The sequence below is a fragment of the Demequina zhanjiangensis genome (genome assembly GCF_030418315.1).
In the GTDB taxonomy this organism is placed as follows: domain Bacteria; phylum Actinomycetota; class Actinomycetes; order Actinomycetales; family Demequinaceae; genus Demequina; species Demequina zhanjiangensis.
This window is the reverse complement of record NZ_JAUHPV010000006.1, coordinates 263232-277536: the sequence shown is the minus strand read 5'-3', so window position 1 is coordinate 277536 and position 14305 is coordinate 263232. Positions and strand designations below refer to the sequence as shown.

Sequence of the window (14305 nt, the reverse complement as noted above, 5' to 3'; positions counted from 1 at the left end):
GGGGGGGGGGCCCCCCCCCCCGGGGGGGGGGGGCCCGCTTCCTGGTCGGGTCAGTCGCTCAGTAGCGGTCGACCGTCGGGACCGCGGGCTCCGGCAGCACCGTGCCAGCGGTCGCGTTCCACGCCTCGAGCCAACGGCCGTCCTCGAAGATCTCCTCGAGCACGTCGTTGATCCACATGCGGAACTCGGTGTCCTCGAGCGCCACGCCGATGCCGTAGGGCTCCTCGGTGAAGGGCTCCCCCACCACCTGGAACTCGCCGTCGGACTCCGCGACGTAGCCGGCGAGGATGACGTTGTCGGTCGTGACGACGTCGACCTGGCCGTTGCGCAGCGGCTCGAGGCAGTCGGTATAGGCGTCGAACAGCGCGAGCTCCGCCTCAGGGAAGTTGTCCGCGATGTTCTGGGCCGGGGTCGAGCCGGTGACCGAGCAGACGGTCTTGCCCGCGAGGTCGTCGGGCGACTGGATGTCGGTCGTGGTCGACAGCGTCATGAGCGCCTGGCCGGCGTTGTAGTACGGGCCAGCGAAGGAGACCAGCTCCTTGCGGTCGTCGTTGATCGTGTACGTGGCGACGACCATGTCGACGCTGCCGTCCTGGATGAACGGCTCACGGTTCGCAGAGACGGTCTCCACCCACTCGATGCTGTCCTCCGAGATGCCGAGCTCCGACGCGATGATCTTTCCGATCTCCACATCGAACCCTTCGGGCGTCCCGCTCGGTGCCAGCAGTCCGAAGAGCGGCTGGTCGAACTTGGTGCCGATGGTGATCGAGCCGGCGTCGGCCAGCGCGGCCATCGTCGACCCCTCGGCGAACTCGCTCATCGCCTCGTCGCCGGAGCCCGCGGGCTCCGCATCGTCGCCGCCGCTCGAGCAGGCGGTCAGGGCGACCAGCGCCACCGCGCTCGCCGCGATCCAGGTGCTCGTCCTGAGCTTCATGTTCTCTCTCCCTGTGTCTCGGCCCGTACGGTCCGACGGGCCTACTCCGATGCGCTCCCCCCAGCGCACCTCCACCTGCCTGCGAGCCTCAGTGCGTGAGAATCTTCGACAGGAAGTCCTTGGCGCGCTCCGACTTGGGGTTCGTGAAGAACTCCTCCGGCTGCGCCTCCTCCTCGATGCGGCCGTCAGCCATGAAGACCACACGGTTCGCCGCCTTGCGCGCGAAGCCCATCTCGTGAGTCACGACGATCATGGTCATCCCCTCATGCGCGAGCGACGTCATGACGTCCAGGACCTCGTTGATCATCTCCGGGTCGAGCGCGGACGTGGGCTCGTCGAACAGCATCACCTTGGGCTTCATGGCGAGAGACCTGGCGATCGCCACGCGCTGCTGCTGACCACCCGAGAGCTGCGCGGGATACTTCTGCGCCTGGTTGGCGACGCCGACGCGCTCGAGGAGCCGCATGGCCTCCGCCTCCGCCTCCTTGCGCGGCACCTTCTTCACCTTGATGGGACCGAGCGTCACATTCTCAAGGATCGTCTTGTGCGCGAACAGGTTGAAGGACTGGAACACCATCCCCACGTCGGCGCGCAGGGTGGCAAGCGCTCTGCCCTCCTCGGGAAGCGCGACGCCGTCGAGGCTGATGCTGCCGTCGTCGATGGTCTCGAGCCGGTTGATCGCACGGCAGAGAGTCGACTTGCCGGAGCCCGAGGGGCCGATGACCACGACGACCTCGCCCTCGCCCACGGTGAGGTCGATGTTCTGCAGCACGTGCAGGTCACCGAAGTGCTTGTTCACCTTGTCAAGCACGACGAGCGGACGGTGTCCGCCGTCTGATCTCTGTGACTCGTCCATGCTCTGCACCCTAGGGCGCTGCGTGGGGCGTGTCCTGGTGGAAGGACAAACCGCGACCAAACGGTAACCAGCCCGAAACAGGGCCTAGCGTCGAGTCCGGGGATCTACTAGGACCTCCGGCTCAGTGCGCGGCAGGCATCCCCAGGGCGCCCCGGCACCAGGACACGTCCTCGGCGAGCGCGTCGGTCAGCGCCTCCACGGAGCCGAAGTCGAGCATGGGTCGACGCCACGCCACGAGGTCGAGCGCGACGCGTGCGTCATACAGGTCCAGCCCCACGCCTTCGATCACGAACGCCTCGACGCGGAGCGAGTCGCCTCCGACCGTGTAGTTGATGCCCAGGCTGATCGCGGCGGGCATGCGTTCGCCGACGCGAGCGGACGCCTTGGGGTTGCCGCCGTCGTCCAGCACCGTGAGCCAGCCCGCGTAGACGCCGTGGCGCGGGATCATGCCCGCGTCGACCGACACGTTCGCGGTGGGGAATCCGATGGTGCGGCCCAGCTTGTCGCCGTGCACGACGGTGCCGCGCAGCCGGTGCTCGCAGCCGAGCACGTCGGTCGCCTCCCCCACACGGCCGTCCTCGAGCAGCTCGCGGATCCACGTGGACGACCAGCGACGTCCGCGCGAGTCGGTGTCGCCCGCGTCGGGCAGGACCTCCACCTCGAAGCCCAGCTGCGCACCGAGCTCGCGCATCGTCTCCACGTCGCCCGCGTTGCCGCGGCCGAACTTGGTGTCGCGGCCGACGACGACCACGGCAGCGCCGAGCCCTTCGACAAGGTGGGTGCGCACGAACTCCTCGGGCGTCTGCTGCGCGAAGTCGAGCGTGTACTCGAGCAGGAGCACGCCGTCGAGCCCGGTCTGCGCGAGCCGCTCCAGCCGGTCCTCGACACCCGTGATGAGCACGGGCGGATGCGCGGGGTCGTGCACGGCCCTGGGGTGCGGGTCGAACGTGATCGCGGCCGCCCGCATGCCGCGCTCGCGCGCGTCCGCGACCATCCTCGTCAGCACTGCGCGGTGGCCGCGATGGACGCCGTCGAAGTTGCCGATGGTCACGACCGAGGGCGCAAGGCCACGAGGGACCTCGTCGAGTGAGCGCCAGATCTGCATGCCGGTCATTGTGCCGCAGACCCCGCAGGCTTCATGACGACGACAGGCTTGACCTTGCCTCCCCGCCGCTCGCCTATGGCGACCAGATCGCCCGAGGCGTCGAGCAGCGCGAGGTGCTCGCCGTCGTCTCCGACGGTGGCCTCGACCCACTGGCCGTAGCCCAGGGCACGGGCGTCGTCCTCGCCCACAGTGGCCGAGGTGAGCGTCGCCGCCGCGGACGCTCCCAGGGGAAGCAATGGCAGCGGCTCCCCCTCCTCGACGAGCGCCGAGAGCGCGTCGAGCGTCGCCGCGTCAGTGACGGGGATGCTGCCGACGCGGGTGCGACGCAGGGCTGTGAGGTGACCACCGACGCCGAGCGCGTCGCCGAGGTCGCGTGCAAGCGCGCGCACGTAGGTCCCCGACGAGACCTCGACCGTGACGTCGAGATCGATGACGTCCCCCTCGCGTCGGATCTCGCCGACGTCGAAGCGGCTCACGGTGACGGGGCGCGCCGGGAGCTCCACGTCCTCTCCCCCACGCACACGCGCATACGAACGCTTGCCGTCCACCTTGATGGCGCTGACCGAGCTGGGCCGCTGCATGATGTCGCCCGTCAGGACGGCGACCGCCGCGGCGATCGCCTGCTCCGTGACCGCGGCCGCGTCCGCGGAGGACGTGACGTCGCCCTCCGCGTCGTCGGTCACGGTGGACTGACCCAGGCGGATCGTCGCGTCGTACGCCTTGTCGTGGCCGGTGATGTACGTCAGCAGCTTCGTGGCGCGACCGATGCCGAGCACGAGCAGCCCAGTGGCCATGGGGTCCAGGGTGCCGGCATGCCCGACCTTCCGGGTCCCCGCGAGCCGACGGCAGCGCCCGACGACGTCGTGCGACGTCCAGCCCTGAGGCTTGTCGACAAGCAGGAGACCCGGCGTCGGCTCGACGCTCGGCCTACGGCCCATGGGGCTACGCCTCGTCGTCCTCGTCGTGGTGACGGTACGGGTCCGCCTCCCCGGCGTACTTCGCGTTCTCACGCAGACGACGCAGCTCCTCGTCACGCTGGTGCGCCTCGAGCAGCGCCTTGTCCAGCGAGGCAGCCGACTCGGGCACCGCGTCCAGGTGGAACTCGAGGCTGGGCGTCAGACGGATGCCCAGCTCGTGCCCCACCTTGGAGCGCAGCAGACCCTTGGCCGACTGCAGGGCGGCGGCGGTGCCCTCACGGTCCTCGTCAGAGCCGAGGACCGTGTAGAACACCGACGCCTGCTGCAGGTCGCCCGTCACGCGCACGTCGGTGACGGTCACGAACCCGAGTCGCGGGTCCTTGATCTCGCTCTCCAGCGCGCGGGCCACGATCTTCTTGATCGTGCCCGCGAGCCGGAGCGCGCGCGGGTTGTCGCTCATCAGTCCCTCGGAATCTCGACCATCTCGAAGGTCTCGATGATGTCGCCGACCTGGATGTCGTTGAACTTGCCGAGTCCGATACCGCACTCGTAGCCGTCCTTGACCTCCGTGACGTCGTCCTTGAAACGACGCAGGGTGTCGATCGTGGGCTCGCCGATGACGGTGCCGTTGCGGACGACCTTCGCCTTCGCGTTGCGCTTGATGACGCCCTCGCGGACGAGGCATCCGGCGATGTTGCCGAACTTGGACGAGCGGAAGATCTCCTGGATCTCGGCCGCACCGACCTGCTTCTCCTCGAACTCGGGCTTGAGCATGCCCTTGAGCGACGCCTCGACGTCCTCGAGCGCACGGTAGATGACCGAGTAGAAGCGCATGTCGACGCCCTCGCGGTCCGCGAGCTCCTGCACACGCTCGGCAGGACGGACGTTGAAGCCGATGATGATCGCGTTGTCGACCGTCGCCAGGTTCACATCGTTCTGCGTCACCGCACCCACACCGCGGTGGATGATGCGCAGGTCGACCTCGTCGCCCACATCGATCTGGAGCAGCGCGTCCTCGAGCGCCTCGACGGCACCGGAGACGTCACCCTTGATGATGAGGTTGAGGGTGTCGACCTTGCCCTCCTCGAGGGCCTTGTTGAAGTCCTCGAGGGAGATGCGCTTGCGACGCTTCGCGAGCTGAGCGGCACGCTCGGCAGCCTCACGCTTCTCGGCGATCTGGCGGGCCGTGCGGTCATCCTCGGCCACGATAAACGAGTCACCGGCGCCGGGGACGGACGTCAGACCGATCACGAGCACCGGACGTGCAGGCGTCGCCTCCTCGACCGGGTTGTCGTACTCGTCGAACATGGCGCGCACGCGGCCGTAGGCCGTGCCCGCGACGATCGAGTCGCCGACGCGCAGCGTTCCAGAGTTGACCAGCACCGTCGCGACGGCACCGCGGCCCTTGTCGAGGTGCGCCTCGACGGCCACACCACGCGCGTCCTTGTTCGGGTTCGCACGCAGGTCGAGACCGGCGTCGGCGGTCAGCAGGACCGCGTCGAGCAGCTCGTCGATGCCCATGCCCTGGAGCGCGGAGACGTTCACGAACATCGTGTCGCCACCCCAGTCCTCGGACACCAGGTTGTACTCGGTGAGCTGCTGGCGGATCTTGTCGGGGTTCGCCCCCTCCTTGTCCACCTTGTTGATCGCGACCACGATCGGCACGTTCGCCGCCTGGGCGTGGTTGAGCGCCTCGACGGTCTGCGGCATCACGCCGTCATCGGCCGCGACCACGAGGATCGCGATGTCGGTGACCTGCGCACCACGCGCACGCATGGCGGTGAACGCCTCGTGGCCCGGGGTGTCGATGAACGTGATGGGACGCGTGACGCCGTCGTGGTCGTGACGCACCTGGTAGGCACCGATGTGCTGGGTGATGCCGCCGGCCTCGCCGGAGATGACGTCGGCCTTGCGGATCGAGTCCAGAAGGCGCGTCTTTCCGTGGTCGACGTGACCCATGACGGTGACGATCGGCGCCCGGGGCTCGAGCTCCTCATCCGTCTCCGCCTCAAGCTCCGCCTCAAGGTCAAGGCCGAAGCCCTCGAGGAGCTCCTTGTCCTCGTCCTCAGGCGAGACGATCTGGATCTTGTAGCCCAGCTCGGCGCCCAACGTCTCGAACGTGTCCTCGTCGAGCGACTGCGTCGCGGTCGCCATCTCACCGAGGTGGAACAGCACCGTGACGAGCGACGCGGGGTTGACATCGATCTTCTCGGCGAAGTCGGTCAGCGTCGCACCGCGACGCAGGCGGAGCAGAGTCGTGCCGTCACCGCGAGGGATCTGCACACCACCGATCGCCGGTGCCTGCTGCTGCTCGTACTCTGCCCGCTTCGCGCGCTTGCTCTTACGCGAACGGACGGGACGACCGCCCTGACGCCCGAAGGCGCCAGCGGTACCGCCGCCACGACCACGGCCACCGGGAGCCGGACGGCCACCGGGACCGCCAGGACCGCCGCCGGGGCCACCGGGGCCGCCGAAGCCGCCACGGCCGCCACGGCCCGGAGCGCCGCCGTTGCCACCCGCAGGGGCGGTCGGACGAGGGCCGAAGCCCTGACCCGGACGCGGAGCACCGCCCGGACGCGGAGCACCGCCACCAGGACGAGGGGCGCCACCGCCGGGGCGAGGGGCACCGCCTGAGCGGGGTCCCTGGAACGGGTTGTTGCCGCCCGGACGCGGGCGGGGACGCGGACCGGCGGAGCGGTCCGAGAAGGGGTTGTTGCCGCCGGGGCGCGGGCGCGGCTTCGGCATGTCGGCCGGAGTCGGGGCGCCGGGCTTGGCGGCGGGCTTCGGCGCAGGCGCGGGCGCGTCGGCCTTCGGAGCGGTCTCCTCAGGCGCGGACTCGGCTGCGGGCTCCGCGGGAGCGGGCTTCGCCGCCGCCTTGGGTCCGGGCTTGGGCGCACCAGGCTTGGCCGGCGTGGGCTCCGCGGCCGCGGGGGCGTCGGTCGACGCTGCCGGGGCGGGCTTGGGGGCTGGCTTGGGTCCGGGCTTCGCCGCAGGCTTCGCTGCAGGCTTGGCCGCGGGCTTCGCGGCGGGCTTGTGGGCGGACGATCCGCCACCGGGGAAGGCCTCACGGGCCTTGCGCACGACGGGGGCCTCCAGGGTGGAGGACGGACCCTTCACGTACTCACCGAGCTCGTTGAGCTTGGCGATCAGGTCCTTGCTCGGGACACCGAGCTCCTTCGCGATCTCGTGAACGCGGGGCTTTGCCACAATTCTCCTGTCTCGGCTCGCCCAAGACAGGGTCGAGCCATCGTTACGGCTGGTAACTCATTTCGAGGTACTCACTGCTTGACCATGGGCTTTCATCCCGTTCTGTCAGGCCGAATGGCTGGTGGACGCGGTCCACGCTACCGCACCGTCAGAGCGCTCAGGTCGACGTCGGGCGCGCGCAACGCGCGTCCGATCGTCCTTCGCCTGAGGGCGAGCTCGATGCAGTCGTCCCCGGGATGGAGCCAGGCTCCCCTGCCGGGGAGGGTCTTGGCGGTGTCGAGCACCGCCCTGCCGTCGACGACGGCGACCCTGACGAGAACCGACCGAGACGCTCGTCCCCTGCATCCGACGCACGTGCGAACAGGACCCTCGCGGGACGGTTCCGGGTGCTCGGCGGCACGAGACGAGTCTCTCGGCTGCACCAGTCTACCCGCTGTCCGGACCGTCAGGCCCCGCCGGCGCCCGGCGCGCCCTCGGCCTCGTCGGATCGGATGTCGATGCGCCAGCCGGTGAGGCGTGCGGCGAGGCGGGCGTTCTGGCCCTCCTTGCCGATCGCGAGCGACAGGTGGTAGTCCGGCACGATCACGCGGGCCGCACGGGCCTCAGGGTCCACGACCGTCACCGACACGACACGCGACGGGGACAGCGCATTGCCGACGAACGTGGCCGGGTCGTCGTCCCAGTCCACGATGTCGATCTTCTCGCCACGCAGCTCGCTCATGACGGCGCGCACACGTGCGCCCATGGGGCCGATGCAGGCGCCCTTGGCGTTGACGCCCGGGACCGTCGCACGGACCGCCATCTTGGAGCGGTGCCCGGCCTCGCGGGCGAGGCTCATGATCTCGACGGTGCCGTCGGCGATCTCCGGCACCTCCATCTCGAACAGTCGACGCACCAGACCGGGGTGCGTGCGCGACAACATGATCGACGGCCCCTTCTGGCCGCGCGCCACCTGAAGCACATAGGCGCGCAGACGCTCGCCGTGCAGGTACTCCTCGGTGGGCACCTGCTCGTGGGCGGGCAGGAGCGCCTCCACGTCGCCGATGTCGACGTGAACGTTCTTGGGGTCAGAGCTCTGCTGGATGATGCCGGAGACGAGGTGGCCCTCGCGGCCCGCGTACTCGCCCAGCACCGCGTCGTCACCCGCCTGGCGCATGCGCTGCACGATGACCTGGCGTGCCGTCGCGGTGGCGATGCGGCCGAAGTCTGCCGGGGTGTCGTCGAACTCAGGCATCGAGTCCGGGTCCTCCTCGGACCCCTCGGGCACAGGCTCCCTCGCCATGATCGTCACGTGGCCGGAGTCGCGGTCAAGGTGGGCGCGGGCGTTCCTGTACGAGCCCGGGGTCTTCTGGTACGCCGAGACGAGCGCCTGCTCGATCGCGTCGACCAGGACGTCAAGGGAGATGTCACGCTCGCGCTCAAGCGAGCGCAGCGCATGCATGTCGATGTCCACGGGTTTCTTCCTCAGTCCTCTTCGATCCGCTTGAGCTCGAGCTCGATCTGTCCGCGCGCGATGTTCCCGAACGGAACCGTCACCTCTCCGGCCTCACCGTCGAGCAGCACAGCGTCGTCGGTGACGTCGGTGAGCCGGCCCCGCGCCTTGTCGCCGCTCACCAGATCGATGACGACGAGACGCGTGCGGGCGCGCATGAAGTGACGACGCTCGGTCAGGGCACGAGAGGTGCCGGGAGTTGAGACCTCGAGCAGGTACTCCCCTGGCATGAGGTCCGCATCGTCCAGCACCTTGCCGACGGCGCGAGACGCCTCGGCGATCGCGTCGAGATCGGCAGATCCGACCTCGGTCTCAGGAAGGTCGACGGTGACGACCACGCGCGAGCGCTTGCCGGCCTTGTGCACCTCGACTCCGTCGATCACCAGGCCCGTCGCCTCGACGCCGGGGGCCGCGAGGTCGGCGATCCGCTCCGTGATGTCCATACCTTGCCTCCCCGCGCGCCGACGGCACGCTCCGTTCCTGAAATTCGCTCGGGAGACATTCTAAGCGCACGTAGGACACGTGTCATGATGTCCGCCATGACGTATCGCGGGCTTCCGAGGCCCCTTCTGGGACTTGTCGCGGCCGCCGTCGTGCTCACGTCGACGGGTTGCGTCAGGATCGAGACCCCACCGCCCCCGTCGAGGACGGCGAGCGCCGTCACCCTGGAGCGCGATCTGCTCGCGGACTCGCTCGACGAGGTGGCCCTCGCGATCGCGCAGGAGGAGGCCACGACGCTCGCGGGCGCGGTCGAGGCTCACAGCATCGAGGCCCTCGTCGCGGGTGTCGGGCCACGCTACGTCGCGTTCCCTGATCCGACGGCCTCGCCGTCGCCCTCGCCCGTCGCCCAGGACGTGGCGACGGCGGCAGCCGACGCGCTCCAGACGAGCCTCGAGATCGCAGAGACGACGCCCGATGAGGAGCTTCGCGCGTGGGCCGTGAGCGCCACCCTGGTGCACGCGCTCGCAGTCTGGCTCGACTCGGTCGAGGCGGCGTCGGGCGCGGTGGACGCGGGGCCCCGCGGGCTCCCGCTCGAGCAGGCATCGGAGACGGCGCTGCCCGAGAGCACCGGGCTTGACCCCGCCGCGCTGGCGGATCTGGCGCTTCGGCACGACCAGGCGCGCTACCTGTACGAGCTCGCGTCGTCGCGCGTCTCCGGTGAGGCGCGGACGGCCGCGCTCGCGCGGGCCGCGGTTCACGCGGACCGCTCGGATGCCCTCCAGTCGCTCTCGGACGCGCCCGACGCTCGCACGGAGGTGTACTCGACCCTTGCGGCGAGCATCCAGGACGACGACTCACGTGCCGCGACTCTCCGCGGCGCGGAGACCTCGGTCGGCTCCGCCTACGCCGCGTACGCGATCGACGCCAGCCCCGACGACCTCCGCTGGCTCCTCGACGGAGCCTTCGACGCGTACACGGAGTCGGCACAGGTCGACGGGTGGACGCTGTGGGAGCTGCCGGTGCTCCCCGGGCTCGAGGACCCTGCACCCGCCGTCACGGAGGAGTGAGCGAGGCGCTGAGCGCACGCCCGGCGCCTCTCGCGGTCAGGGCTCCGGTCTCCGAGGCGGCGCCTCGCCGTCAGGCAGAGAACGCGCGCTCGCGCGCAAGCGCCGAGCGCGCGAGGACGGCCGCCGCGGGGTCATCGACGATCACGGCGTCCACCTCGGCCAGGAGGAGCATCCGCAGGTCGGCCTCGTCGTTCACAGTCCACGGGCGCACGGAGACCTGCGCGGCGCGGAACGACTCGAGGGTGCCAGGCCGCCGGATCGTGTCGATCTGGGGATGCGCGGCCCGCATCCCGAGCATCAGCGTGTAGTCCCACGCCCGCGCGAGACCTTCGGAGTACAGAGGCGCGAGCTCAAGGGCCGCGTCGTGATCGCGCACCTCGAGCAGGCCCACATGATCGAAGGACGAGAGCACCACCCGGTCCTGCATGCGCGCCTGCCTCACCGCGTCGACCACCGCAGAGGCGATGCCGCGATACGGCGAGCGAACGCCGACCTTCATCTCGATGTTCACGACCACGCCGGTCGCGGCAAGCAGGTCGAGCACCTCGCGCAGGAACGGCGCACGGTGCACGCCGGACGAGGCGTCGCCCACGTCAGCGAGCTCGATCTCCGACCTGGTGAGCGAACCGATCGGCACGCACGCGCCATCGGGGAGCGCAAGCCACGGGTCGTGACGCACCACCAGCCGGCCGTCAGCCGAGAGATGCACGTCGAGCTCGACGCCATCGGCTCCCCCCGTCACGGCGGCATCCATCGCCGCGAGGGTGTTCTCCGGCTCGACGAGCCGCGCGCCCCGGTGGGCCCAGATCTGCGTCACGCCAGCACGCTAGCCCGGCGACATGACGTCACCATGGCCGCCGGGTGGCGGACCGGTGAACGCCGGCTCACGCGCGGTCGAGAGCCTCGCGCACCCGCGTGGTCGCGACGGCCACAGCCTCCGCGACCGGCACCTGCTCCGCCTCACCCGTCGCACGGGTCTTCAGCTCGACCACCCCGTCGGCCAGGCCGCGGCCGACCACCAGGATGTACGGGGCGCCGAGCAGCTCGGCGTCCTTGAACTTGACGCCGGGCGACACCTTGGGACGGTCGTCGTAGAGCACCTCGATGCCCTGCGCCTCAAGCGAGGTCGCGATGTCCTGGGCCGCCTCGAAGACGGAGTCGTCCTTGCCGGTGGCGACCACGTGCACGTGGAACGGTGCGACCTGGATCGGCCAGGCCAGGCCCAGCTCGTCGTGGTTGTTCTCCGCAAGGAGCGCGACCGCACGGGTCACACCGATGCCATAGGAGCCCATCGTGACGACCTGCTGCTTGCCGTTGACGTCGAGCACCTTGAGGTCGAGAGCCTCCGCGTACTTGCGTCCGAGCTGGAAGATGTGCCCGATCTCGACGCCGCGCGCGAGCTCGAGCGCGCCCGAACCGTCGGGCGCCTCGTCGCCGGCACGCACCTCGGCGGCCTCGATCGTGCCGTCGCCCACGAAGTCACGGCCCATCACCAGGTCGAAGACGTGGCGGCCGTGCTCATCGGCACCCGTGATCCAGCGGGTGCCGGGCACGATGCGGGGGTCGAGCAGGTACGGGATGGTCGAGTCGTCCTCAGAGAGGTACTCCACGTCCGCCGGGCGAGCCTGCGGGCCGAGCACGCCGGGGCCGATGTAGCCCTTCACCAGCTCGGGGTGGGTCTTGAGGTCGTCCTCGTTCGCAGGCTCCACGGTCGCGGGCGCGAGCGCTGCCTCGAGGCGCGTCATGTCCACCTCACGGTCGCCGGGCACGCCGACCACGAGAAGGCCACGCTCCCCCTGGGGGTTGGTCGCGGCGATGACGACGTTCTTGAGCGTGTCGGCTGCGGTCCACGGGCGGTCCTCGCGCGGGTGGTTCGCGTTCGCCGAGTCGACGAGCGTCTCGATCGTCGGCGTGTCAGGCGTGTCCTCGACGTGAGCCGCGGGCGCATCGGCCCAGTCGATCGCAGCCGGCACCGGCGTCGTCACCGCCTCCACGTTGGCGGCGTATCCACCCGGCGAGCGGACGAACGTGTCCTCACCCACCTCGGTCGGCGACAGGAACTCCTCCGACTTGGAGCCGCCCATCGCGCCCGCCTGCGCCTGCACGATCACGTACTCGAGGCCGAGCCGCTCGAAGATGCGGATGTAGGCGGCACGCTGGTTCGCGTACGAGGCGTCCAGCCCCTCGTCAGAGACGTCGAAGCTGTACGAGTCCTTCATGATGAACTCGCGTCCGCGCAGCAGTCCCGCGCGCGGACGCGCCTCATCGCGGTACTTGGTCTGGATCTGGTAGATCGTCAGCGGCAGGTCCTTGTACGACGAGTACAGGTCCTTCACGAGCAGGGTGAACATCTCCTCGTGGGTGGGCCCCAGGAGGTAGTCGGCGCCCTTGCGATCCTGCAGACGGAACATGCCGGGACCGAACTCGGTCCACCGGTTCGTCTCCTCGTACGGCTCGCGCGGCAGCAGCGCCGGGAAGTGCACCTCCTGGCCGCCCGCGGCGTCCATCTCGTCGCGGACGATCGCCTCGACCTTCGCCAGCACCTTCAGGCCCAGCGGAAGCCAGGTGTAGATGCCGGGTGCGGCACGGCGGATGTAGCCGGCACGGACGAGCAGCTTGTGGGAGGCGACCTCGGCGTCGGCCGGGTCCTCGCGCAGGGTGCGCAGGAAGAGCGTGGACATGCGAAGCATGGACCCAAGCCTAGCCGTGCGGACGACCCGTCCGGTGCGTCCGATCAGGCGAGCGCGTCGTCGAGACGGCTGAGGAAGAAGGCCATGTGCTTGCGCGTCACGTAGGTGTCCGGCTTGAACGATCCGTCGTTGTAGCCCACCGAGATGCCCTCCTGGGCCATCCACACGATCGCCGCATAGCCGGGCTCGCCCGCCTTGATGTCGGTGAACGGGGACCTCGACGGCATCTTCACGTCCGGCGAGCCCGCGAGCCTGTACATGAACATCGCCATGTGCTTGCGCGTCACGTAGTTCAGCGGCTTGTACTCACCATCCGCGTAGCCGGTCGACACGCCCTCCTGCGACATCCACGCGATCGCGTCGTAGCCCGGGCTTCCCATCGCGATGTCCGAGAACGGCGACTTGGACGTGCGCGCCACGTCGGGGCGGCCCTCGAAGCGGTACAGGAACTGCGCCATGTGCTTGCGCGTCACGAGCGAGTCCGGCCGGTAGGTGCCATCCGCGTAGCCCGTGGAGACGCCCTCGACGCCCATCCAGGTGACGCGGTCGAAGCCGACCAGCTCAGCCGCGACGTCGTCGAAGAAGTACATCTCGACCTCGGTGCCGCTCGACGAAGGCTTCACCGCGAGCGCGTCACGGTCGGCGTCGTCAGCACCCCACCAGCGGCCGGTGCTCGCCGACGAGAAGGACTTCGAGGATGACACGGAGCCCTTGACGACGCGCAGGTAGTACTTCGCGGTCGTGCTCACGTCGAGGGTGAACGTCGAGCCCACGGTTCCGCACCAGTAGTCGGCGGGACCGGCGGGGTCGAGGTAGGGCCGGCCGCCCCAGTCCGAGGCGACGTATGCGCCGATGCACGCCTTGGAGGTGTTCCAGTCGTCGGGGGCCTCGAGCGTGCCGGTGAGCGTCGTGTTCGCGCTCGGCACCGACGTGGTCGGCGCGGACGACGTGGCGTACTTGCCGAAGTTCTGCGTGCCGTACGCGCAGCCGGTCGCGGAGTCCCAGGCGATCCCGACGCCGATGTCGGTGTAGTTGCCGAGCATGTTCGCGCGGTGACCCGCCGACTTCTCCCACGAGGTCTCGAGCGCGCGGGCGACCTTGTCGACGGAGCCGTAGCCGCACGCCCACGCGACGTTCTCCGCCGCGGAGGACCAGCCCGAAGGCATCTGCGACGAGAAGTTCGGGTTGTGCTTCAACGGGACCGAGAGGTCTCCACCCGCAAGGTACTTCTTCCATGCCGTGACGACGGACGGAAGCTGGGACTGGCTCCACGACTCCGAGACGGACGCCACGCCGGGGTTGAACGCCAGCGGGGCGAGCCCCTCGGACTCGCGCAGGTCGTTCGTCAGCGCCGTGACGGTGGACGCGGCGCCGGGTTCGTTTGACGCGGCGGCAGGCACGGCGGACGCGAACACGGCAGCGATCGCGACGACGGCGACAGCAAGGCGGCGCATGCGGGCTCCTCAGCAGTATCGACAGCCAGGACCCGTCGGACCTGGCACACGATGACGCTAGCGAGGCACACCCGCACTAATCACGCCGATGTGACACTTCCCACAAAGCGCCCGAATGCGCTCAAGCCGCCGACCGGACGCG

At 69.8% G+C, this 14305-nt stretch carries 13 protein-coding genes; 1 reads left to right on the top strand and 12 read right to left on the bottom strand.

Going from position 1 to position 14305, the window contains the following annotated elements:
• Window positions 1-58: 58 nt before the first annotated feature.
• The 9 genes from QQX04_RS11455 to rimP all read right to left on the bottom strand — a co-directional run bounded on the left by QQX04_RS11455 (window position 59) and on the right by rimP (window position 8954).
• Window positions 59-934, bottom strand: coding sequence for a glutamate ABC transporter substrate-binding protein (locus tag QQX04_RS11455; protein ID WP_301129292.1), 876 nt, complete (start codon window positions 932-934; stop codon window positions 59-61).
• Window positions 935-1022: 88 nt separating this feature from the next.
• Window positions 1023-1790: an amino acid ABC transporter ATP-binding protein gene (locus tag QQX04_RS11450; RefSeq protein ID WP_301129291.1), complete on the bottom strand. Its 768-nt coding sequence runs from the start codon at window positions 1788-1790 to the stop codon at window positions 1023-1025.
• Between the two features lie 121 nt (window positions 1791-1911).
• Entirely contained in the window at window positions 1912-2895 is a 984-nt protein-coding gene (locus tag QQX04_RS11445) for a bifunctional riboflavin kinase/FAD synthetase (protein ID WP_301129289.1), read from the bottom strand.
• 5 nt (window positions 2896-2900) lie between these two features.
• Window positions 2901-3833: a tRNA pseudouridine(55) synthase TruB gene (gene truB, locus QQX04_RS11440; RefSeq protein ID WP_301129287.1), complete on the bottom strand. Its 933-nt coding sequence runs from the start codon at window positions 3831-3833 to the stop codon at window positions 2901-2903.
• 4 nt (window positions 3834-3837) lie between these two features.
• On the bottom strand, window positions 3838-4272 hold the full coding sequence (gene rbfA, locus QQX04_RS11435) for a 30S ribosome-binding factor RbfA (protein ID WP_301129285.1): 435 nt from the start codon (window positions 4270-4272) through the stop codon (window positions 3838-3840).
• A complete protein-coding gene (gene infB, locus QQX04_RS11430; RefSeq protein WP_301129283.1) occupies window positions 4272-7019 on the bottom strand; it encodes a translation initiation factor IF-2 in 2748 nt (915 codons plus the stop codon). The genes rbfA and infB overlap by 1 nt, the downstream gene beginning before the upstream one ends.
• 137 nt (window positions 7020-7156) lie before the next feature.
• Complete coding sequence (locus QQX04_RS11425; protein WP_301129281.1) at window positions 7157-7441, bottom strand: YlxR family protein; 285 nt, start codon at window positions 7439-7441, stop codon at window positions 7157-7159.
• A 23-nt stretch (window positions 7442-7464) separates the two neighbouring features.
• Window positions 7465-8472, bottom strand: coding sequence for a transcription termination factor NusA (gene nusA, locus QQX04_RS11420; protein ID WP_301129279.1), 1008 nt, complete (start codon window positions 8470-8472; stop codon window positions 7465-7467).
• Between the two features lie 11 nt (window positions 8473-8483).
• Window positions 8484-8954, bottom strand: a complete 471-nt coding sequence (rimP, locus tag QQX04_RS11415) for a ribosome maturation factor RimP (protein ID WP_301129278.1) — start codon at window positions 8952-8954, stop codon at window positions 8484-8486.
• Between the two features lie 84 nt (window positions 8955-9038).
• Between rimP and QQX04_RS11410 the strand changes: the two genes are divergently transcribed.
• Window positions 9039-10019: a hypothetical protein gene (locus QQX04_RS11410; RefSeq protein ID WP_301129276.1), complete on the top strand. Its 981-nt coding sequence runs from the start codon at window positions 9039-9041 to the stop codon at window positions 10017-10019.
• A 70-nt stretch (window positions 10020-10089) separates the two neighbouring features.
• Here QQX04_RS11410 and QQX04_RS11405 read toward each other — a convergent pair whose 3' ends face one another.
• The 3 genes from QQX04_RS11405 to QQX04_RS11395 form a co-directional block, all read right to left on the bottom strand.
• On the bottom strand, window positions 10090-10836 hold the full coding sequence (locus QQX04_RS11405; RefSeq protein ID WP_301129274.1) for a glycerophosphodiester phosphodiesterase: 747 nt from the start codon (window positions 10834-10836) through the stop codon (window positions 10090-10092).
• Between the two features lie 67 nt (window positions 10837-10903).
• Window positions 10904-12700, bottom strand: a complete 1797-nt coding sequence (locus tag QQX04_RS11400; RefSeq protein ID WP_301129307.1) for a proline--tRNA ligase — start codon at window positions 12698-12700, stop codon at window positions 10904-10906.
• A gap of 53 nt (window positions 12701-12753) precedes the next feature.
• Window positions 12754-14163, bottom strand: a complete 1410-nt coding sequence (locus QQX04_RS11395; protein WP_301129272.1) for a CAP and S-layer homology domain-containing protein — start codon at window positions 14161-14163, stop codon at window positions 12754-12756.
• Window positions 14164-14305 lie beyond the last annotated feature (142 nt).